Below are 19,227 nucleotides of genomic sequence, written 5' to 3'. Positions count from 1 at the left end.
GTTCATAGAATATATACTCATATTACTAAATTTATTTAGTATAAAACCCACGATTATTCAGCGTGGGTTTTTCTGTATGTATTCTTCAATTAATAACTTCGCAATCAGTTTATGTAGGTCATCTATGTAATGTACCGAATATTCATTTCTTGATTTCACGATATTGATTGTTCCGTTTCCACATTGAATTTTTTCAATAATATTCTCATTCATGCAGTCTCCTCTTGATACCTCCCCTTTGTCTCCAATGTATGTGCTACTACTTGTCCACTATTCCTTACAACCCTATTCAAATTACACGTATGTGTATTATTTTTAATTATTATATCAGAGGAACAATTACTCCCCTGAACCAGTTAACCACTTCACAAATACACTTTTAACGATTTTAATCCTGTTTCCTACTCGAACAAAATGGAATGGTGGTGGGTTTTGATTCAGAAGTTCATATGTCTGCTTTTCACCGATTCTCAATATTTCACGAATATGTTTAGGTTCCAGTATTTCAGGATATTCTGATAGTAGAGTATCTTTTTCGGACATCTTCGTTACCACCTTTTGTATCGATTGTCCTTAATGATTCTACAATGTTTATTTAAAACCTGTTATGTAAGAGGGAACTTTATCCAGTTTTCAAATAGGTTGGGTTTGTAGTTAAACTTGATACATAATTATATGGCAGCTTTGAAAGAAAAGTCGTCTACACCATATACTGATAGTTCATTATTTTTATATTCAAATGTTTTCAATTCAACATTCGTGTTTAAACTTGCCAAAGCCTTTCGAATTTTCGGTTTATAATTAGGGCATACTGTAATCATTCTAACTTTTTCATCAAACTGAGAAGGATAGTAACCTGATTGAAAGACAAGTTTTTCACAATTATCAACAACTTTAATTTCAATGATACAAAGTATCCCTTCCATATCCCTTGCAAGTATATCTATGTATCCATCATCAACTCTAACCTGCGTTCCAACGACTGACATTCCTTCTTCTATTAGATGAATATTTCTACTAAGTATACGCTCAATTTGTTTTTCGGAAAATTGTATGTTACCTTTTGTATTATTCTCCTTTATCTTTTCAACTTTATCAATCATTGAAGTTAGATTGCAATATGACATCCCACCTCTCAACTTCTCACTAACAGGAACTTCTTCATTCATTATTTTTATTAAATAACCTGTATCCAATAATTTTAAATCCTCTATCAAGTCATCAATGTACATCATCGTGGTTCTGTGAGTTACCTTTATATAATCTTCAAAAAGATGCGGAAACTCACCCAGCACTATTAGTTCTTCTTTAGAAAATTTCTCTAAATACTCATTTGGAAGGTAATTGACGTTAAAGCTTTCCTCATTTAAGAATTCCTCGACCAACTTTTCTTTATCTATGTGCAAAGCGAACTGTGATTTTCCAACGTACTCTTTGTGATCTGTCATTCTGCATTTCTCCCAGCGCTCCCATTCAATTACGACTTTTACATTTGGGAAAAGTATATATTTGTTTTTATCCATGACTTTCTCCCTTTCATTCACTTAAATCTAATAAGTCATATATTACTCGGTACAATTTCTGCTTTTTCTTAAGGGGTAGAGTTGCGATTCTTTCGAAAAACAAAATATCTTCTTTGTCGGTTAAAATTAGTGATCCATCTGGCACCATCTTACTCTTTTCTTTCTTTTCCTCTTTGTGATTTTTTTCTTCATAGTTGTCACCATACATCCACACCAAGAGTGACTTTTTGGGAACCTTGATTAATCTTCCTACTCTAATCACTTTAAATTGACCGGAATTAACAAGTTGATATGCATATGCCTTTCCTATCCCTAATGCCTTCTGTAAGTCGTCAACTGTCAAAAACTCGTTATATTCTTCTAGCATAGCTCAACACCCATTCTATAATTATGTGGTACTAATTATTTTATAGGCTTTTAGAGCATGCATCAATAAATACCGTAAAGCATTTTGTCGAATCGCCTGTCCACTATTCAGTCATGTTTATCTAATCCGAAAACAGGAAATACTATGTATGTAAGTGTGTAGAATCACTTGTCCGTTTTTCCAAAACGAAATCTATGCATGTGTATCGCTTTCCTCATTACTCGTTTCTAAGTAGAAAGTAAATTCGTCCATCATCTTTTGAGCTTACATACCTATTTCGTTTATTGTTAATATCCAATTCATTGATCTTCATGTCATTTTGCTCATAATGACCAAAAATCATATCAATCGCACTCTTTAGAAAGTTTTGCACATCATTTCCCTTTACATGGTCGTATGCTAAATAGAGTTTAAGGGGTTGATCCCAGTCAATATTCAATTCTTTCTCAGTTGGCATGCTTTCAAATGGAAAATTGTCACACCAACTCTTAAACTCTTCTGTCTTCTTCCATTTATTTTTTGTCATTTGTTCGTATTGTCTGTTTTCGCTAAATGGGTGGTATTTAATAATGTAGTAATCTTGAATCTTAGGTGGCGTGAGACTATGCACCTTCTGGCTCAGAATATTTATCATTTTAGTTTTAGCTGCCTTCTGTCCACCATTACGCTTATTCTCAGTAATATGGTGGATAGTCTTGATTCCATCAATAATTTGAATAAGATTGTAACAATTTCCCACATTCTGTGCAGGATTATCAGTAGCCAGATTGTCATGTAGACGTTTAATTCCCTTAATCGCACTCTTACAACGAGCCATTCTAATTTCTGTATCAAGTGTTGTCGCATACTCATTAAATTCACTTACAAGCTGATAAATCTTACTAATGTCAGCTTCCTGAAATGTTCTAATAGTACGCTTCTCACTAAATCGAATGTTATTATAATCCTCTAAGGACAAATGACCGTTTTCCTTTAATCCACTCTCAATTTCCTGCAACTGACTACGCTTATTCTCTACTTCCTCAGCTAATCGCTCAAATGCGTTTGTATATCGGTACGTGAAGATTGTAGCCTCATCACCAGTAAATTTATTTACTAACATTGAGAATCCCTGTCTATCCATTTCATACATTGGACGCTTTTTGCCTTGTTCATCAATGTAATAGGTCTCCTTAAAATTAAGGGCACCTAATTCTGGGATTAACTTAATGAATTCTCGAATTTTAGCCATTACATTATCATGTCGTTTCTTGTAATTTTCAGCTATCTTTAGTGTGTTGGTAGTGATCTTGCCATCTTCATTAACCTTTAGTCCAAATTCTTGTTCAAAACTAGTAAGCATACTAATCATTTATTCAATTCTCCTCTATGTTTTAATATAATATTCGTATATACACTCTACTGGAGGTATCCCTTGAAACTATCCACCCTCATAGACGCCTTAGAGTATGGGCAAGAAAAAGCAATCATTCTACAAGAGAAACTAAACCAACTGCTATCCAATTCTAAGTTTGATGAAGCACTTACCATCAACAATCAAATAATCTGTCTAAGACAGGCTATACAGGATCTAGAAGAATCCGAGTTAGACAACTATCTTGCCATGTATGAGCAATTAACAGCACTATTTGATGAAATAGATGGTGAGTAAGGAGTGAGGGAAAGGAAGAATTTCCCTCCCCTTTAAACCACACGAATTAAAATACGTATTAATTTTATTTAAATAACTATTCCCTATTTGCATGACCAAGCTTAGTAGCAGTATGTCGATATTTCATATTCTCTTTCTTAACCTTGCACATCTCACGTATCTTAATCAACTCATTGACAAGTCCGTCTTGTCTTCGTGCTACACACTCATTCATACGAACATTAATAACCTCTACAATCTGGTCAATAATGTTCTTCATTGATTCAAGATGTTCCTGTTTTTTATTGGGATGGCGTGTCTTACTACTTCGTTCAAAAGGTAACTTTGTTTTCTTCTTCCGATGATAATCAATGAAATCAGACACTAAAGATTCCAGTTTCTCAATTGCATAATTGTTGATATTGGCATAGAAAACGTCAACGTTGTATGTAATTTGTTCATGTGAAGCGTTAGGCGATATGTACATACCATTTTTACGGATTTCCTCAATTACATTTGTTGCCCAGTCAAAGAAATCATCTGCTTTCTCAGTTCTTGCCCAACGGCAGATTTCTGTAATACCTTTAGAATTATAAAGTGTAGTATTATAAGCCTTTCCGTCAGTTGTCGTCAATTTGGTGACAACTGATTTCCCTTTAAAACGATCCTCATTTCTACTATGTATCTTTTCAATTGCCTTTCTTGGTTCAGAGTAATTTAATCCTGTACCAATTTGATCACGTGTACCCCAAATTTCTTCATTTTCGTCCATGTAGAAGTCCATAACCAAACTACCGAATTTCGCTTGCTTAACCAATTTCATTAATCCATTCATCCCCCAAGTTTTGATAAGCGTCTCACCTCATCGACTCCTCCCTGTTAAAAATTATCTATTTAATTATTTTAATTTTATATAAAAATTAAAGTACATCTTATTACAAACGTCATTTAGCATATCAGGATTTTTTACGGTATTAACAAATGATACATAATCAGAATATGCTTGATTTGCCTTATCATCGTTGTAATCATCTATGTAACTCACTATGTATTACTCCTTTCCCTCGTCTTGTGCTAAATCATTCAAACGCTTACCTCCTTTGAATCAAATCTACTCATGGGCTTACAACCATCCTCAACCCATTTTTCAAACTCTGCTTGTGCATGTTCGCTTCTGCTTCCCTTAAACCAGTCAGGTGCATATTTCAGTTCCTTTACCATGTCAATTAGACAATCATCACATAAATCAATCCACCAACATTTTGAACGATAATTGTTATAATCTCCATCAAAACGAATGTCTATCTTATGTATATACCTGTACTCGCCTTCGTCGTCAGGGAAATGTGTATTACCACATTTATTACATGTAATTGAATGTGTTATTTCTTCATGTCTGGTTACTTGTTTAATTTCACTGTTTCTCATCTATTTCAGACTCCTCTTTATTGTTTAATAAAGCCTAAACCATTTTACATACTGTTTCGTTTGGCTCGTCTTTTTCGACTTGGTGGTGAATTTGCCCTAAGTTCGGCTTTCTTGACTGTAGTAAATGGTTCCGCATTATTTGGATTGTAATAAAGAACTTTAGTTATTTTACTCATTTTATCTCCGTTAATATTTTTATTTGTATTATTACATTCTAAATACTCCATCTTCATCAAATTCCGCATAATTCACATGAAATACCTTTAGAAGATTTTTGGCGATTTGTTTTGCTACTGCTTCACTTTTTCCCTGATAAATAACTTCCTCAAAATCCTGTATTCCATCTACACCAGATAGATATACTTTCAATTCTTTATCTCGCCTGTCTAATAAAACTAGTCCAATATGTTTCAGTGAGCCATCATCAATAAAATGGACTAGCTCAACGTTCATGTTTAAAACATCCTTCTTCATTTGTTCTAATCGAGCAATGACTTTTTTCTGTTCTTCAGTTAGCATTTTGTATTGCCCAACCCTTTGCATTGGCATACCAATTTCAATTTCGTCTCCATTAACAACAGAGTCGAATGTCTTGCCTGAATCCTCATATTTTGTTAATTGATTATTTAGAAGCTTGTTAAAATCACTTATGGCATCGTATACCTCTGCTGAAACTATCCCATACAGTGCCATTTTTTTGAGTGTTTCTGAAAGTTCTACTACTACTTTTTCCCCTTGAATGGTGATATTGGATTGTTCTGTATTCATTAATTTTATTCCTCCATTAATTTTTGTTTTTATAAAACGTGTCTTTTATTCAACTGTGATTGGAATACCTTTGTATTTAGAAAGTAACCCTTTTTCTACCTGTACATTTCCCTCATGGATAATGAATGCTTCTGCAAACTTGGCATTATGTTCAATTAGAGTTTGTGCTTCTTCACTTGTAATAGTTGTACTTCCGCTTTCAATGTTGCTAATAACCTCATTAACTGTCTTCATTTCACATCACTCCATATTATTATTTTTAGTTTCAATATAGTTTCTTTCATTATTTAGTTTTAAAAAATTCCTTTACAGTCTCATTTAATGTCATGCTTTCATCACTATTTACATCGAATGTTTCACCAAGTCGAGTATAGAAATAGTTTTTAACATCTTCATCGCTACCAATTACGTCGGCAGACACTTTTAGTAGCCCTTCAAGGTTCTCAATTCTATCCTGATTTTCCAACTCATCTGCATAGTAATCGCTAGTATCGTCTTCTAACTCTTTGATATAGCATTTATATGCGTCAATTTGCTGTAACAATTGAAGTGCATATTTACTTTCTACAGACTCTTGGGTTTGCGCCAATCCTTTAATCATAGCGAAATGTGCTGCAACACCTTCAGTATTTTTTTGGTCATATTTATCCTCATCTTTTACAACTGAACTTCCTGTTTCCTCGTCAATCGTATCCATTAGAATGTCATATGCTGTTGGTTCCATGTACATGCAATCAATGTAGTCATATTCCTGATCACAAATCTCGCATTCGTTTTCATCTTCTGAACATTCTTGTAGTTCATGTTCATCATGTAACTCTTCCAAAATGGCTTGATGTAAGTCTTCTTTAGAGTACTTATCTAGTAGTAATCTAACAGCAATCTTTAACGCTTCATATAGCACCCCCCCAGAATCTGTTGTAGTTGCTACTGGTTCATCTTCTTCCTCACAATGTCCATTAAACCCATTAACAAATCCAACAACACTCTCTTCATCTCCTGTCCAAATAATCACTCCAAATGGGTCAATTACTACATATCCTCTGTTCGGTGAAGTCTCGATAGACAGCATCCCAATTTCCAATACTTCATCATCTTTCAAATTATGTAGTTGTTCTACTGTAATTGCTGCAATCGCTTTATCCATTTTCAATTCTCCAGTTTCAGTTATTTTTATATATTAAATTAGAGTCATGCGTTTAATTGCCTCTGGTGGCATATTAAAGATTTTTGGATACTTCTCTTCTTTCTCTAATACTCCTGTCACTTCAATCTGCATTCCAGCATTCGCAAATGCCTTTTCGATTTGCTCCTTGTCCTGTTGACTCACTGGTTTTACATTAGTAATGGTTTTATCTTTGATACTTCCACCTACATACTTTTTCATTTGTTCTCACCTCCTTTCCCTGAAAGTAAGTTATCCGTTCATTTTGTTGCACCTCAGCTTCAAAGTAATACATTATGTACGTACTGAAACTTCACCAAACACTTGTTGCTCTTTCAAATCTTTAGTTGAAAGATAAATATTATATGCAACATCAGACCAATCAACAGAACCATTATTATTTCGAAGTACCATTTCTTTAAATTCTTCGAAAGTAAGCTTATTAAACCTACTCCTTTTTATCAGTTCCTTATACTTAAGTATGGTAATTTCATAATCACCAGCTAGAGTTTTTAATGTACTAAGAATTTTGTTTGCTTGATCTTCATTTATTAAATCAATATAAACGGTAATTGTGGACTGTTTCTCATCTATGTACAATTTATTTTTTTGTGGAGAAACTAATTGATGTAGTTCTTTTATTAGAATATGACTTTTAGCTTGGGTATTGTGAGTTACTTCAATTTTATACTTATTTGCAATTTGATTAATTTTATTTTTATACTGTTCAGCAATTTTCGGTGTTACAAAATGCAGTAATACCTTCCCCTCTTCGTTAAAGCAATACTTTAGAATTTGTATTTCATTTTTCTTTGCGAAAGAATCTAACTCGTGTCTAAATTCATTCACTTTTCTTGCCCAGTTTAAATTTTGCAAAATAATCCTCCAATTTTTATGTATTTTGTATCGTGATTACTTCACTAAAGTTAACTTTGGACGGTTCTCTTCTATAGATACTGCATTGTCAAACTCATCAAATTTCACTGTATAACTTGGAATAGGCTTTCCTGCAATCTCCTGTAGTGCTTGAAAAATGTCTACTCCACTTTGTTTTAAACGTCTATAACACTCATCACTATAGAATCCACTAACATGTACATCTGCAATTAATACACAATTACCAGCCATGAAACTACGGTATGCGTCCCCATCAATTAGTTCAGGAAGTTCAGAGATAGCCTTATTGGAGCCTTGAAAATTAAGTCTTGTACATGAATCAGGCTTATCTTTAGTCAATGGGAAAACCTCTAGAAACTCACTTTTAGAAATTGGCGCATTATTTAGAAGAAAATAGTTCAAGTTAGAGTCGTTTATGGATGTTTCTAAAATCTTTTCCCCATTCTCTTTAATAGTGACATACTGACTCATAAGTTTATTGTACTTTTCTTCTAACTTAACATTCCTAGTATTCTTAAAATAATCCCTAAGTTCTACACCCTGTTCTTTTAGCTGCTTTAGTATCTTTCGATATGCACGTTCTGTTTTGCCAATTGAATTGATCATTATGTTATGTAGGACTAGCATTTTGGTTGTATAACTTTTAGGAATTAATTCGTCTGAGTCGATTAAATAGTCAACTTCTTTTGCTTTCTTAATATAGGCTTGTTTCGCTATTTTGTATTTGGGTTCCAAATGTGAATATGCAAGCAATTCTTGAGCCTCATTAATCAATTTCTGAAACAATGTTAGTTTACTTCGCAATTCAAAAGCATTCATATTTACAACCTCCATTATTTTTATTTGTTAATATGGTTTAGTATATTCACCTGCTACAATTGCAACCTCGTCATACTCTGTCTTTTTACTTCTCTATTAGCTCATAGATTTGCTGGTATTCATTCAACGTTTCACCTCCTCTCTTAAGCCAATAGTGCCTCTAACTCTCTTACTCTTTGCTCAAGTGATTTTACATAATAATTATAATTGTTCTGCGGATTTGCGCTGTTATAGCAGTGAGTCTTCTTCTTAAAGTATTCGTACCAATATTTTTCTCTAAACAGTTTATCGCAACCATCCGTTAAATCCTCAATCACCTCAAATGAGAAATTATGTTTACCGTAATTATTCCAATCGTCTTGTAATTCTTTACAGTGATGATTTCCCTTATTTAGGTGATATTTATGTGCCGACCAACGATCATAACAAGAATTTGTTGAGCCGATATAAACCTTATCATTTATAGTATTTTTGATTTTGTATATGCACTTTCTAAAGCTATTCTGACACGCTGCGCTCAATTGTTTCTTCTTTATAAATCTAAGTATACCCTCCAACTCATTAAAGGCATTGTTGAAATTCTCCATTTCGACATTAAAAACTACATATGTCAATTTTTTCTGGATTATTTCATCTAAAATGATTTTTCTTATCTTTTTTGCTCTTAGTCCTTCTTCTGCTAATCCAAATATTCTCTTTGCAAACTCTTCCTCTGTCATTGCCATAAAGATATACTCCCCCATGCTCATGAATAAACAAGTTTACTTTTATTCTTTATTTCTTTTAGGATCTGTCATTTTTATAAATTCATATCCTTTTAGTTTATTAATTTGTTCTATTGCCATTGTTGAAAGGATATCCATCAATGGCTTGTCTCCAAATTCTTCTTTGTTGATATACAGATTTCTTTTCATTTTGGCTTCCTCTTTTCTAAAGTTGTATATTTGGGATTAACAGATACATTAACATTTATGCCATACATATCTTTAGCATATTCTTTTAAAGAAGGAATTAAAATTTCTGACAAGGATTTATCTCCATAACTTGCTGTGTGGGTAAATTTCATAACTACTCTCCTTTTCAATAAAATTGCTGTTTGATTCTGATGTTTTACAAGATTGTCCATTTCCTCTTGGGTCAAATATACGCTAATCAAAACTCGTTGTAAATGGTTTTTATCATATTTTTTTATTTATTATTTTCACTCCCCTATTCATGCCGCCTCCTTCCATGTCAAATCCCAATTTCCACTTACCTTAACCGTCTGAAATTGACCATCAATAGTATTTACTTCAATTTGACTGAGCGCAATATTGTGATCACTCAATCTATAATAAGCTGCAAATAACGCATTCTCTTTTTCATAGTCAATTTCCATAGACACGTTGAGTCGCAGTGTTCCACATGAAGTATCATCTTCCTCGTCTTCATGTCCCCACTCCAAATTTACTTTCTCGATTTTGAGTGTGACTGCTTCGCCTTCTATAATTGAGCACAGGTCATGTACTATTGTTGGAACCGAGATGTCATCCATCTGGATTAATTCAGTAGAAATAAGTGGTACAATGCTTGATTCAACAGAAATGGGTATCACTAATAAACCTGTAACTAAAGTGTTGACAGACTCTGGAATATCGGTTATATTTATTTTAGACATTACGGAATAAACCTCCTAGTACGGTCAATTTTGAGTATCGCAACTGATCAGTGGTATTTTCTCGCAAAAAATGTCACTGATCTCTCTTAATCTAAAAATCGTTTGAATTGAATAACTAGATTAGTCTGCAATCATGTTTACTCGCAATAAACAGATTGCAAGTATGACTTATCTGGTTAGTTTTGTATATTCTCCTTTCTTGACATTATCTTATGTGATTTAAAATCACATGTCAAGGGGGAACTTTAAAATGTTTGATAGAGCTAGATGTGGTAAGGTAATTAAGGAATTAAGACAGGCTAATAACCTTCAACAAGAAGAACTTGCAATCAAAGTTGGAGTTAAAAGAGTTACTATCAGTAAAATCGAAACTGGAGCTAATGCTCCTAGTATTGAATTGTTATACAACATATGCAAACACTTTAACGTCTCAGCAGATTACCTACTGGGCTTGGATAATAAAAGCGAGGAATGACTACCATTTACGGTGGTCATTTTTTTTATTGCGCCTACTCTCCCCTCTCTCAATTAAATACTACATATTGTGCAAATGCCTGTTTTAGTGAATTTTTCTATCAAAATATAGATTGCAAATATTTGGAACTATGCTATTATAGGAATATATTACTAGAAGGGGGTTTTTTGGTGGTTTTTAATTTATCGATTGAACTTGAAAAGGAAAAACTAATTTCTTCTGAGGTATACAAGAAGATAAATTCATTAATAAAAGACCGTATAGGTAATTTAGGTCATGATTTACTAAGGGAGTTTGGGGCATATTTTGAAAAGAAAGGCTTTAAAACGAATTTAGTAGACGGTACTATCATGAAAGCAGAATTTGGAAATATCGTTATGGAATTAGACTCCAGTAGAAGTAATCAAGAATTTTTTGGATATCTTGCTGTACTTGATTTGAAAATCTCCGGCTTGGGTTCTAAATCTGGGAAATATACTCTTGATATTAATTCTTCATATAAAAGCCCTAGTGGGGTAAGTTTTAGCGGTCGAAAAACAGAAGAAGAACATATTAAAGATGAAATTGAAAAAGAAAAACAATCCCGTGAACGTGCATTAAAGCGAATTGAAGAATTTTCTCAGGAACAGTGGCTATACAGAATTGTTGAAGCAGAGATGAAGCACCAAACTAAATACCACTCCTCTCTTTCTGAATGTCTTGATGAACTACTCGAAAAAAATACCCCCTAGAGTTAACTAGGGGGTATGTAATATGTATTTAGTTCACCACTGCTTACTGTATTCATCTTTCATTTTCCGAAGCGATCCTTCAAGAAGCCCTTTGACCTCCTCTTCAGACACCTTAATTTTATACTGTGCCATTCTTGCTACAAACCATTTAACCGCCTCATCATATTTATCTGTTCCCTTAATATCAGTAAACACTTGTTCAACGAAGCAAACGGCACGATCTGCATATTCACGTTTAATTTTATCTTTCATGTAACGTACAATATGAGTTAAAGTCCATGTCCCAGCAAAGGTGAGAACCAAATATACAAGATCCATTACAAATTGACTAATCATTGCTTCCATTTATAAATTCCTCCAATTTTTGAATTTTAGTGAATCACAAAACCCTTGGCACATAAGGCTTTTTTGAACTGTATTTCTCAATAAAAGGGATATTTTATTCGATAATTTTACATTCTTTTAACCAATCAGATATCTTCGTGTGGCTTAAATTCACAACTTCAGAACCTCGAACAGACTGTGAGACACTGCCAATTTTCACACCCACAGAAGTCTTCTGAACTGCGATACCAACAATTTCTCCGTACTCATTCACTGTTCCACTGCCACTATCATCATTGTCTAATGGAATAGAACAATCAAACTCCCAAGGTTGACCACCAACATGCTCTCTGCAAACAATGCCTTCTTTACTTTTCCATTTGTTATTTAAGCTATGTCCAACCGCAATAAGCTTTTGACCACTCTTAATCCCTTTTGAGGAGATATGCAAATAGGGGAGGGTAGAATCTGGATTGTCAATTTTACAAATTGCAATATCCACATCTTTTTCAGGATGCTCACTAATGAAAGTAATGTCATGCCACTTACCACTTTTCGTCTGAACTTTCATTTTTGCATCAGGATGAACAACATGTTTAGCAGTAAGAATATAACCATCTTTCAACAAAACACCTGTACCATTTTTACCTCCAACTTGAAAGTAAACAGAGGTATCAGTGGCTAACTTAAGCACTTGATCCCAAGGCTTAGGTGTTTCAATTGGCTTTGGATCTACTGGCTTAGGCTCAACGGGTTTTTCAGGCTCTGGTTTAGGATCTGGTTTTGATGGAGAAATAGGAGTAGTACTTTTCAGACTTTCAATTTCTTTGTCCAATTTAGAGATAATATCAGCAACATTTTGAATTAAAGAGGCTGCGTAGTCACCTTGAACCTGCCCACCAACAATTGCATTCTTGATCCAATATTCAGGTGAATTGGTTCCACCTTTATTCTGAATAACTTTCAATGCACTTTCCAATTTAGGATTGTTGGTTGTACTGGGAGGTGAGGTAGGAGGAGTATATTTGTATCCTGTGTATTCACAGAATGCTTTAACGACTGCTTCAGCATACAACTTCCAATCTCGCTGTAACTGAACAACATCATCTTTTGTACTGTCAATGAATCCATACTCAATGATCGTTGTATCAACTGCCCCAGTGTCTCTCTGCATATAGTAATAATCCTGCTTAGCATTAGTAGGGAGGGTGCGAGTAAATATTCTTCTAAAATTTTGTCCTTCTGCTACAACAGCATCAGTCAGTTTCTTTGCTAATTTACCATCTGAATAAATAGAGTGAATTGCTTCAACTCCATCACCACCACCAGCATTAATATGGTTTGAGATACAATACTTTGCACCTGATTCCTTGACCTTCTTTGCTCTTGGAGTGGGATCAAGTGTTTCATCCTTTGTGCGAGTAAGCGCAACTGGAACACCTAACTGTTGTAAACGTCCATATTGATAGTTACTAATTTGAAGCGTCATGTCTTTTTCTTTTAATGCACCATTTGTTGCTCCGGGATCATTACCCCCATGACCAGCATCAATAATTAAGATAGGTTTCATTGGATCAACTCCTGATTGTTTATTTTGTTTTACAACAATAGCAGCACTAACTGGGCGTTCATTTGACACTGGTTTCTCATTCATATAATTACTTGTCACAGAGCCTCCACCATCCAAGTTCAAAACATCTGTACAGCCAAATGAAATCATCAATTTAGCTAAATCATTCAATGAGTAGGGGACAGCAGTAGTCACCAAAACGATAATTCCATTGGCCTTTATACCAATAGCAGATCGTTTTGTAACACCTAAAACATCAGGAGGTGTTCCTTCAGATGATGAATTGATATATACTTGACCATTTTTTAAGATTTGAGGTGTGCTTTGAAATGCAAGTTTGAAATCAGAAGTCTTATTCAAATCAAGCTGTCCAATGTACGGTCGACCATTTTTAGGTACAATAAAAGCGCTCCATTTTGAAGCGCTCGTTGTTGTTTGAATGAGTTTTCCATCCTTAATGACATATCCGATTGGTTTATAAGCACCTTTATCCAGCCAAGCAAATGTAGCATTTTGCCTATAGATAATATCCTTTTCACCTGAAGCAATTTGTGAGACAGATTTACCCAACTCAATCCTATAGTCAATGATTTGATTGGTTTCTATGGTATACACTGTATAGTTACTTGTTTTGTGAAACATGAAACTACCTCCTTTATTACATAAGATAGCCAATAATATCTTTTGCTTTATAACCCAAAAGACCACAGAGGATGATAACAAATACAACCCACAGGTTTTTATTATTGCTCGTAATGAAGCCTTGATACCATTTCGTATGCAATTCTTCTGACTTTTTGGGTTCCGTTTTAATTTCTCGAATTAGCGATAATTCTTCTCTTTGTTGTTGGGCGATGGTAGTTAACCATTTGATATTCTCTTTCATACTTGCATCAGACTCTCGCATTGTAACGATAGTCTCATTAAATAACTTTTCACTGTCTTTGATGCTGGTTTTAATTTCCTTCATTTCTTCTTTGATGTCTTGCTTGAAATCATCAAATTCCTTAACTGTTTTTTCAATTTTAACGTCAAGTGCTTCCAATGTTGGGGGAGAGGACATTTTACTCACGCCTTCTTTCGAACCGAAAAATTTTAGATTATAAAATTGCTTTTTGGATCATAATCCACGCAATCCCTTTGCAAATTTATTCTTGCTATCACGATTTACAAATTGCACCCATATTTCATCATTAGGTGCATATGTATCACGTTTACTACAAGGTATTTTTTGAGAAATGGTGGAACCATCCACGAATACACTTAGCATGGTGGGGGAAATAACACTTTCAACCCTGCCTAAATGCCATTCAGCTTGGAGCAAATTTTCATTTTTTAATACTGTGTAAACTATTTCTTGGATATAGTCTATTAATTTTTGTTTATCAGAATTTTGATCTTCCATTAACCTCACCACCTATGAAACGTGACTAAATAAAGCCCCAATTATCAATTACTTTGCGATATTTAACACACTCACTAGTCATTAATGCAGGTTTAATTGGTAGCGAAAACGTTTCAAGTAAATACTTACCCTTAACATCATTCTCTTCATCATCGATTTCAATGATTTCACCAGCATCGTGGACAAATACAGGGGCTGCATTCAGACTTAATCTCTCTGCGTAGCCTAAGCGTTTCATCAACTCATATTTTGCTCTCCATTTGCATTCCTCTTTGGTAGTTAGAAGGCTGTCAGGAGAACCGTTGTTGTGAGAATATGTTATTCTTCCGATTTTCTGTATTGAATAGGGATGGTCTTTCCAAAGAGGATCATTGTCATCTACTATGATTTCATAAGATGATATGGCAGTTTGTCCTGAACCACCGAGCACTGTTATATGATTCGCTAAATTAGATTCATCCAACTTTCTAGTATTTCCAGCATAAAAACGCTCGTCAGTGCCATTAAATTTATAAACCCAACTAGCTGGGGAATGTTCAAATGAATTTAAGTCAATCTTTTTGAATCTTAGATAACCAAAAACATCATAGTAAATGATTCCTTTGGCAAAACTGCTTAATTCCTCAAGTGCTTTATATAAGTTATCGCTGGGTGAATAACTTAATTCATAAGGAACAACCTCATCGATTTCATCAAAATTGAATAATGTTTCTCCTGCTTTTGAGGCAATTATTTTTAGGGCTGTTCCAACATTTAAACCTTCTTCGATTTTTGTATCGTACAAAAATTTCCCACGCTTATCTGTCATGAGCCACATCTTGTCCTGCCCAGACACAAATGTCCTTTTTCCTTCAAGGGTGTGACTATCTTGTGGCTCAGAAATAATAAAAACTCCCTGTGGAACATACTCAATGGTTCCATTAGGGAGCTTGAGACCTAAATACACTTTTACACGTTTATCAATCCATATCAACTTTTCTTCTCCCCAGTTAAAAACACTTTTTCGATTGTCTAAGCTGAATGAAAAAGTCCTTCGAACTGGTCTGTTTATATCCACGCTAATAGATCCAATGTCATCAGTAGTAACAGCTTTTGAAAATTCATTTATGTAATTCATTTTTGAGTCGTAAAACTCTAATTTAATAAATGTCTGCTTTATTGCAGAACGCATCGCTTTAATAAGGTCTATACTCGCAGGTATTGACCCAGTATAAGTAGAGGGTTTTGGAGTTTTGTCAACTATAGGGAAGGTCATTGTAAATGTTCTTGTTGCTACAGATGACTTTCCTCCATTATTATCTTCAGCCCAAACACTTAATGTATGTGTCACACCTTCAACCAACTGGCTCGATGCACTGGATGAACCGTCAAATAATCTGCCATCTCTGATAGATAGTACCTTAGTAAATGGAATAGGAGAAGCACTATTAGATTCTCCAGTAAGGATGACTCGCTCTTGTAGATTGTTAATTTTATATTTTATAGTTACTTTGTCTCCACTGTCGACATCGTTGGCAGTCCCATAAATTTTAAACAATTTACCATCAGTCAATTTTTGAGAATCGTTTGTAAGTAAATCTAAAGTTGGTACAGTATTATCCTCGTAAAAAACAGTAACTCTATAGTCAAACTCATAGTACTCAATTGTTCTACCAGCAGGACAAGTTGCCCCTGGTTCCAAGTATAGCCAAGCGGTATATGGTGTTTCATTTGGATTACCAGTAGAATTATACCAGCATACCGTTTGATGTTCCCAGTTATCTACATGTACAAACTTATAATGACTGGTGTTTTTCCATGAATGACGAACATTATGTAAAGTCACATATAGTTTATCATTCGTTGTATCGAGTTTTGTTTCTATATATTTTTCGGCTATTGACGGGGATACTTTAACTTCTATGATTTTTTTTACTTTAGGAAGAGACACAACGCCTTGCAGAGTTTGAATATACTCTGAACTACGAGAAGAGAGTGTTATTTCAACTGTTTTCACGGTATCACCTAAATTCTTTTATACTATATCAGATAGATAACTTTTATAATCTTCAACCTCCGTCAAATCAACTGTAACCGTTAAATAGTCGCATCCGTTCCAGACATTTAAAGGCTGGCTCGTTCTTAAATTAGAGACATCACAGACAAATACACGTCCATCACCAGACTTAACAATCATAGGAATGTGTTTTTGTATAAAATTTTGAAGTATTCTTTTATAAGCATTGCCTGACCTCTCAAATTCTGATGGGATAATTACAGTCGTTAAAGAGAAGGAAGTATATTCTTGATTGTTGTAATAAATTTGTGGATATTTACTAAACGTTTCAATCATGATACGCCCTTGATTCAATTGTGTATCAACATTACCCACGTTGCCTATTGCTTTATCAAATGCAAGTACCTCGTTATTGTCTTTGTCAACGATCCACCAGCCAACAAAATTTGATTCAGCACTTACTTCATTAGGGAAGCCTTCCAACCCGTTTTCACCAACAGGCACAATGCTATAAACAAACTTGTCATTAGGTTGCGTAACATCAAGCCAATTAATATTGACATTATGTACAAAATTTGTGCGCCCTAGTGTAATGGAATTAATCTCATCAATGTGTCTTCTTTTAATAGCAAATTCTACAATTTGCAAACCGCCATTTTCCACATTTCCAGCTTCCAGAGTATTCTTAAATTTAGCTAATAAGCGAGTATCAGATTGCCACGATTCCCTCTTGTTTAATTGATCTGTGTCAGTTCTTTCTCTGACGTGTAATTCGTCAACAATACAGTTTGCGACTTGTAGATTATTAATTTTTCGAATTGAAGAGGTGGGAGAGCGGAAATAGGATTTTCCATAGAAGCTCTTACCTATAAAAGTAATCAAATGTCTCAACCCCATAGAAAAAGATAGGGGAGGTGTCAGTACTTCTCTCCCCATAAAGAACGCCCTTTTTGTTGGAAAGAGCGCTTACTGTGCCAATTCTGGTAAACCCAAAACTTCCAGTTGGCGCTTTACTTCAGGTTTTACCTTAGCTGGTACCTGAGTAAATGTTTTGTCTCCCTCAACAATGAGAGTTACATAAATCGTTGCGATTGCCATAATAATTTCACCTCCCTTCAAAGACAAAAGTAGCCATAATAAAAACGCCTCAACAGTTCGCTTAATTCGCTGCATTGGCGTTTATGAGTGCCTGAACTTCATCGCGTACCTGTTCTGGTACCTGATCGATGGTTTTCACCTTGTCTCTAATCAGGTCGGTGTAAATGTTGATAATGGATTGCATTAAGCTCCAGCTCCTTCCAGCGCGGCGATCCGTTCTTCCAATGCTAAATTCTGTTCGTAAAGGTCAGTAGCGACCAGCATCAGGTCACGAATTTTTTCGTTCGTCGTATCCTCGGGTTCCTTCATGAATGTTGCCATAACCATGTTATCAATTATTGACTGTTTGTGAGCTTCAATAACTGCCTCTGCATTTGTGTCGGTGATTGCTACGAATCCCGGATCGAATGGGGAATGAGTTTGAAGGAAGAGCGTCTCTTGCACTTTCAAAATGTAATATTTTGCATTTGGGTTTTCTGTTGGGTTCTCAATAGTCACTCCGTTGAACTTCTGAGAAAAATCTCGAATTTCCGTATACAATTGGATTCCCGCAACAAACGCATCTAACTCTTCTTGCGTGCAAGATAACTCTATACCTTTATATTGCATGTGTAAGTCCTCCTTATTGGGTTGCTATCCACGATAGAAGCGCATCAAGCCCGATGATCAGTTTTTTTTCTGGTGTGTACTTTTGCGTGTATGCTCCATCTCCCCCACAAATATAAGCGTTTCCGTCTATTTCAAAGATGGCAAATGCTGAGTTTCTATAGAGCAAAGATTTCTTGGTGTTCCAAATATTATTGTCTACGTCATATTGGTACACCGAATCGGTTTTTCCTCCACCGCTTGGAATACCACCAATCAAATATCCATTCAAACCATCCGAAAAGGTTCCAGAGCTTGTAAGATATATTGGAGGTGCTTGTTTTGTTGTCCATGCATTGGTATTTGGGTCATATTCATATGTCCTTGTCTGATATGTAGCACCACCACCAGAATGTGCACCTACTGCGTATCCTTTTCCTCTTAGCACAAAGCATGCTGGCCCATTGACGAAAGGGTCTGGCATATATGACTTATTTACCCAAGTATTTGTAGTTGGATTATATTCTTCTAGTACCCTCTGATAGCCAGCATCACTACCTCCACCGGGTACATACCCTTTATTGTCAATTACAAAAGAACCCATTCTATCTCGTGGAGTCGGAATGTCTGCTTTGGTTGACCAAGAATTAGTAGCAGGATTGAAAGCTTCATTAGTTCTTACAAGTCCAATTGATGAACGACCACCAACTACATATGCCAATCCGTTAATGGCGAAGGCGGTAGCATTTGTTCTTGCCGTAGGAATGTTCGCCTTACTTGCCCAAGTGT

At 35.0% G+C, this 19,227-nt stretch carries 29 protein-coding genes; 3 read left to right on the top strand and 26 right to left on the bottom strand.

Annotated elements, in window-relative coordinates; translation table 11 throughout:
• Window positions 1-339: 339 nt before the first annotated feature.
• The 4 genes from ACIFQN_RS31540 to ACIFQN_RS31525 all read right to left on the bottom strand — a co-directional run bounded on the left by ACIFQN_RS31540 (window position 340) and on the right by ACIFQN_RS31525 (window position 3,241).
• Window positions 340-543: a helix-turn-helix domain-containing protein gene (locus tag ACIFQN_RS31540; protein ID WP_429837017.1), complete on the bottom strand. Its 204-nt coding sequence runs from the start codon at window positions 541-543 to the stop codon at window positions 340-342.
• A 128-nt stretch (window positions 544-671) separates the two neighbouring features.
• Window positions 672-1,523, bottom strand: a complete 852-nt coding sequence (locus ACIFQN_RS31535) for an endonuclease NucS domain-containing protein (RefSeq protein ID WP_429837016.1) — start codon at window positions 1,521-1,523, stop codon at window positions 672-674.
• A 13-nt stretch (window positions 1,524-1,536) separates the two neighbouring features.
• The gene (locus ACIFQN_RS31530) at window positions 1,537-1,890 is read right to left on the bottom strand and encodes a helix-turn-helix domain-containing protein (RefSeq protein WP_429837015.1); all 354 of its coding nucleotides are present in this window, start codon (window positions 1,888-1,890) and stop codon (window positions 1,537-1,539) included.
• 217 nt (window positions 1,891-2,107) lie between these two features.
• The gene (locus ACIFQN_RS31525; protein ID WP_429837014.1) at window positions 2,108-3,241 is read right to left on the bottom strand and encodes a Rha family transcriptional regulator; all 1,134 of its coding nucleotides are present in this window, start codon (window positions 3,239-3,241) and stop codon (window positions 2,108-2,110) included.
• A 63-nt stretch (window positions 3,242-3,304) separates the two neighbouring features.
• Here ACIFQN_RS31525 and ACIFQN_RS31520 point away from each other — a divergent pair, with 63 nt between their 5' ends.
• Window positions 3,305-3,541, top strand: coding sequence for a hypothetical protein (locus tag ACIFQN_RS31520; RefSeq protein WP_429837013.1), 237 nt, complete (start codon window positions 3,305-3,307; stop codon window positions 3,539-3,541).
• 76 nt (window positions 3,542-3,617) lie between these two features.
• Here the strand turns inward: ACIFQN_RS31520 and ACIFQN_RS31515 are convergent, their stop codons facing one another.
• The 12 genes from ACIFQN_RS31515 to ACIFQN_RS31460 form a co-directional block, all read right to left on the bottom strand.
• Entirely contained in the window at window positions 3,618-4,343 is a 726-nt protein-coding gene (locus tag ACIFQN_RS31515; protein WP_429837012.1) for a BRO family protein, read from the bottom strand.
• 260 nt (window positions 4,344-4,603) lie between these two features.
• Entirely contained in the window at window positions 4,604-4,948 is a 345-nt protein-coding gene (locus tag ACIFQN_RS31510; RefSeq protein WP_429837011.1) for a hypothetical protein, read from the bottom strand.
• A 207-nt stretch (window positions 4,949-5,155) separates the two neighbouring features.
• Entirely contained in the window at window positions 5,156-5,716 is a 561-nt protein-coding gene (locus ACIFQN_RS31505; protein WP_429837010.1) for a hypothetical protein, read from the bottom strand.
• 45 nt (window positions 5,717-5,761) lie between these two features.
• Complete coding sequence (locus ACIFQN_RS31500; protein WP_429837009.1) at window positions 5,762-5,950, bottom strand: hypothetical protein; 189 nt, start codon at window positions 5,948-5,950, stop codon at window positions 5,762-5,764.
• 49 nt (window positions 5,951-5,999) lie between these two features.
• Window positions 6,000-6,863 carry a hypothetical protein gene (locus ACIFQN_RS31495; protein WP_429837008.1) on the bottom strand — a complete coding sequence of 288 codons (864 nt, stop codon included), beginning with the start codon at window positions 6,861-6,863 and terminating at the stop codon, window positions 6,000-6,002.
• Between the two features lie 33 nt (window positions 6,864-6,896).
• The gene (locus ACIFQN_RS31490) at window positions 6,897-7,103 is read right to left on the bottom strand and encodes a hypothetical protein (protein ID WP_429837007.1); all 207 of its coding nucleotides are present in this window, start codon (window positions 7,101-7,103) and stop codon (window positions 6,897-6,899) included.
• Between the two features lie 72 nt (window positions 7,104-7,175).
• Window positions 7,176-7,757 (bottom strand): hypothetical protein, encoded by a 582-nt coding sequence (locus tag ACIFQN_RS31485; protein WP_429837006.1) that lies wholly within the window; start codon window positions 7,755-7,757, stop codon window positions 7,176-7,178.
• A 36-nt stretch (window positions 7,758-7,793) separates the two neighbouring features.
• The gene (locus ACIFQN_RS31480) at window positions 7,794-8,597 is read right to left on the bottom strand and encodes a hypothetical protein (protein WP_429837005.1); all 804 of its coding nucleotides are present in this window, start codon (window positions 8,595-8,597) and stop codon (window positions 7,794-7,796) included.
• A gap of 143 nt (window positions 8,598-8,740) precedes the next feature.
• Window positions 8,741-9,322 carry a GIY-YIG nuclease family protein gene (locus tag ACIFQN_RS31475; RefSeq protein WP_429837004.1) on the bottom strand — a complete coding sequence of 194 codons (582 nt, stop codon included), beginning with the start codon at window positions 9,320-9,322 and terminating at the stop codon, window positions 8,741-8,743.
• A 42-nt stretch (window positions 9,323-9,364) separates the two neighbouring features.
• Window positions 9,365-9,511 carry a hypothetical protein gene (locus ACIFQN_RS31470; protein WP_429837003.1) on the bottom strand — a complete coding sequence of 49 codons (147 nt, stop codon included), beginning with the start codon at window positions 9,509-9,511 and terminating at the stop codon, window positions 9,365-9,367.
• Window positions 9,508-9,663, bottom strand: coding sequence for a hypothetical protein (locus ACIFQN_RS31465; protein ID WP_429837002.1), 156 nt, complete (start codon window positions 9,661-9,663; stop codon window positions 9,508-9,510). The genes ACIFQN_RS31470 and ACIFQN_RS31465 overlap by 4 nt, the downstream gene beginning before the upstream one ends.
• 147 nt (window positions 9,664-9,810) lie before the next feature.
• A complete protein-coding gene (locus ACIFQN_RS31460; RefSeq protein ID WP_429837001.1) occupies window positions 9,811-10,254 on the bottom strand; it encodes a hypothetical protein in 444 nt (147 codons plus the stop codon).
• A gap of 250 nt (window positions 10,255-10,504) precedes the next feature.
• Here ACIFQN_RS31460 and ACIFQN_RS31455 point away from each other — a divergent pair, with 250 nt between their 5' ends.
• Both ACIFQN_RS31455 and ACIFQN_RS31450 read left to right on the top strand, forming a co-directional pair.
• Window positions 10,505-10,729: a helix-turn-helix domain-containing protein gene (locus ACIFQN_RS31455; protein ID WP_429837000.1), complete on the top strand. Its 225-nt coding sequence runs from the start codon at window positions 10,505-10,507 to the stop codon at window positions 10,727-10,729.
• 170 nt (window positions 10,730-10,899) lie between these two features.
• Entirely contained in the window at window positions 10,900-11,460 is a 561-nt protein-coding gene (locus ACIFQN_RS31450; protein WP_429836999.1) for a hypothetical protein, read from the top strand.
• 33 nt (window positions 11,461-11,493) lie between these two features.
• Here ACIFQN_RS31450 and ACIFQN_RS31445 read toward each other — a convergent pair whose 3' ends face one another.
• The 10 genes from ACIFQN_RS31445 to ACIFQN_RS31400 form a co-directional block, all read right to left on the bottom strand.
• Entirely contained in the window at window positions 11,494-11,805 is a 312-nt protein-coding gene (locus tag ACIFQN_RS31445) for a phage holin, LLH family (protein WP_429836998.1), read from the bottom strand.
• A 94-nt stretch (window positions 11,806-11,899) separates the two neighbouring features.
• Entirely contained in the window at window positions 11,900-13,996 is a 2,097-nt protein-coding gene (locus tag ACIFQN_RS31440; RefSeq protein WP_429836997.1) for a phosphodiester glycosidase family protein, read from the bottom strand.
• A gap of 16 nt (window positions 13,997-14,012) precedes the next feature.
• Complete coding sequence (locus ACIFQN_RS31435) at window positions 14,013-14,426, bottom strand: hypothetical protein (protein WP_429836996.1); 414 nt, start codon at window positions 14,424-14,426, stop codon at window positions 14,013-14,015.
• A 48-nt stretch (window positions 14,427-14,474) separates the two neighbouring features.
• Window positions 14,475-14,759 (bottom strand): hypothetical protein, encoded by a 285-nt coding sequence (locus tag ACIFQN_RS31430; protein ID WP_429836995.1) that lies wholly within the window; start codon window positions 14,757-14,759, stop codon window positions 14,475-14,477.
• Between the two features lie 25 nt (window positions 14,760-14,784).
• Window positions 14,785-16,755 (bottom strand): hypothetical protein, encoded by a 1,971-nt coding sequence (locus ACIFQN_RS31425; protein WP_429836994.1) that lies wholly within the window; start codon window positions 16,753-16,755, stop codon window positions 14,785-14,787.
• Between the two features lie 18 nt (window positions 16,756-16,773).
• Window positions 16,774-17,691, bottom strand: a complete 918-nt coding sequence (locus tag ACIFQN_RS31420) for a hypothetical protein (protein WP_429836993.1) — start codon at window positions 17,689-17,691, stop codon at window positions 16,774-16,776.
• 30 nt (window positions 17,692-17,721) lie between these two features.
• The gene (locus ACIFQN_RS31415; protein WP_429836992.1) at window positions 17,722-17,853 is read right to left on the bottom strand and encodes a hypothetical protein; all 132 of its coding nucleotides are present in this window, start codon (window positions 17,851-17,853) and stop codon (window positions 17,722-17,724) included.
• A gap of 61 nt (window positions 17,854-17,914) precedes the next feature.
• Window positions 17,915-18,037, bottom strand: a complete 123-nt coding sequence (locus ACIFQN_RS31410; RefSeq protein WP_429836991.1) for a CD1375 family protein — start codon at window positions 18,035-18,037, stop codon at window positions 17,915-17,917.
• Window positions 18,037-18,462 carry a hypothetical protein gene (locus tag ACIFQN_RS31405; RefSeq protein WP_429836990.1) on the bottom strand — a complete coding sequence of 142 codons (426 nt, stop codon included), beginning with the start codon at window positions 18,460-18,462 and terminating at the stop codon, window positions 18,037-18,039. Before ACIFQN_RS31405 ends, ACIFQN_RS31410 begins: the two co-directional genes overlap by 1 nt.
• Before the next feature lie 13 nt (window positions 18,463-18,475).
• Window positions 18,476-19,227, bottom strand: a 752-nt coding sequence (locus ACIFQN_RS31400) for a Kelch repeat-containing protein (RefSeq protein ID WP_429836989.1), incomplete at its 5' end; no start/stop codon positions are given.

Source organism: Brevibacillus sp. NRS-1366, assembly GCF_050467985.1.
This window is presented reverse-complemented; position numbering and strand designations above follow the sequence as displayed.

Coding starts and splice junctions, on each gene's coding strand:
- ACIFQN_RS31460 (WP_429837001.1), bottom strand. CDS start 10,254: ATGTCTAAAATAAATATAACCGATATTCCAGAGTCTGTCAACACTTTA.
- ACIFQN_RS31535 (WP_429837016.1), bottom strand. CDS start 1,523: ATGGATAAAAACAAATATATACTTTTCCCAAATGTAAAAGTCGTAATT.
- ACIFQN_RS31480 (WP_429837005.1), bottom strand. CDS start 8,597: ATGAATGCTTTTGAATTGCGAAGTAAACTAACATTGTTTCAGAAATTG.
- ACIFQN_RS31495 (WP_429837008.1), bottom strand. CDS start 6,863: ATGGATAAAGCGATTGCAGCAATTACAGTAGAACAACTACATAATTTG.
- ACIFQN_RS31510 (WP_429837011.1), bottom strand. CDS start 4,948: ATGAGAAACAGTGAAATTAAACAAGTAACCAGACATGAAGAAATAACA.
- ACIFQN_RS31420 (WP_429836993.1), bottom strand. CDS start 17,691: ATGGGGAGAGAAGTACTGACACCTCCCCTATCTTTTTCTATGGGGTTG.
- ACIFQN_RS31415 (WP_429836992.1), bottom strand. CDS start 17,853: ATGGCAATCGCAACGATTTATGTAACTCTCATTGTTGAGGGAGACAAA.
- ACIFQN_RS31515 (WP_429837012.1), bottom strand. CDS start 4,343: ATGAAATTGGTTAAGCAAGCGAAATTCGGTAGTTTGGTTATGGACTTC.
- ACIFQN_RS31500 (WP_429837009.1), bottom strand. CDS start 5,950: ATGAAGACAGTTAATGAGGTTATTAGCAACATTGAAAGCGGAAGTACA.
- ACIFQN_RS31540 (WP_429837017.1), bottom strand. CDS start 543: ATGTCCGAAAAAGATACTCTACTATCAGAATATCCTGAAATACTGGAA.
- ACIFQN_RS31470 (WP_429837003.1), bottom strand. CDS start 9,511: ATGAAAAGAAATCTGTATATCAACAAAGAAGAATTTGGAGACAAGCCA.
- ACIFQN_RS31445 (WP_429836998.1), bottom strand. CDS start 11,805: ATGGAAGCAATGATTAGTCAATTTGTAATGGATCTTGTATATTTGGTT.
- ACIFQN_RS31465 (WP_429837002.1), bottom strand. CDS start 9,663: ATGAAATTTACCCACACAGCAAGTTATGGAGATAAATCCTTGTCAGAA.
- ACIFQN_RS31410 (WP_429836991.1), bottom strand. CDS start 18,037: ATGCAATCCATTATCAACATTTACACCGACCTGATTAGAGACAAGGTG.
- ACIFQN_RS31530 (WP_429837015.1), bottom strand. CDS start 1,890: ATGCTAGAAGAATATAACGAGTTTTTGACAGTTGACGACTTACAGAAG.
- ACIFQN_RS31490 (WP_429837007.1), bottom strand. CDS start 7,103: ATGAAAAAGTATGTAGGTGGAAGTATCAAAGATAAAACCATTACTAAT.
- ACIFQN_RS31475 (WP_429837004.1), bottom strand. CDS start 9,322: ATGGCAATGACAGAGGAAGAGTTTGCAAAGAGAATATTTGGATTAGCA.
- ACIFQN_RS31525 (WP_429837014.1), bottom strand. CDS start 3,241: ATGATTAGTATGCTTACTAGTTTTGAACAAGAATTTGGACTAAAGGTT.
- ACIFQN_RS31405 (WP_429836990.1), bottom strand. CDS start 18,462: ATGCAATATAAAGGTATAGAGTTATCTTGCACGCAAGAAGAGTTAGAT.
- ACIFQN_RS31455 (WP_429837000.1), top strand. CDS start 10,505: ATGTTTGATAGAGCTAGATGTGGTAAGGTAATTAAGGAATTAAGACAG.
- ACIFQN_RS31440 (WP_429836997.1), bottom strand. CDS start 13,996: ATGTTTCACAAAACAAGTAACTATACAGTGTATACCATAGAAACCAAT.
- ACIFQN_RS31505 (WP_429837010.1), bottom strand. CDS start 5,716: ATGAATACAGAACAATCCAATATCACCATTCAAGGGGAAAAAGTAGTA.
- ACIFQN_RS31430 (WP_429836995.1), bottom strand. CDS start 14,759: ATGGAAGATCAAAATTCTGATAAACAAAAATTAATAGACTATATCCAA.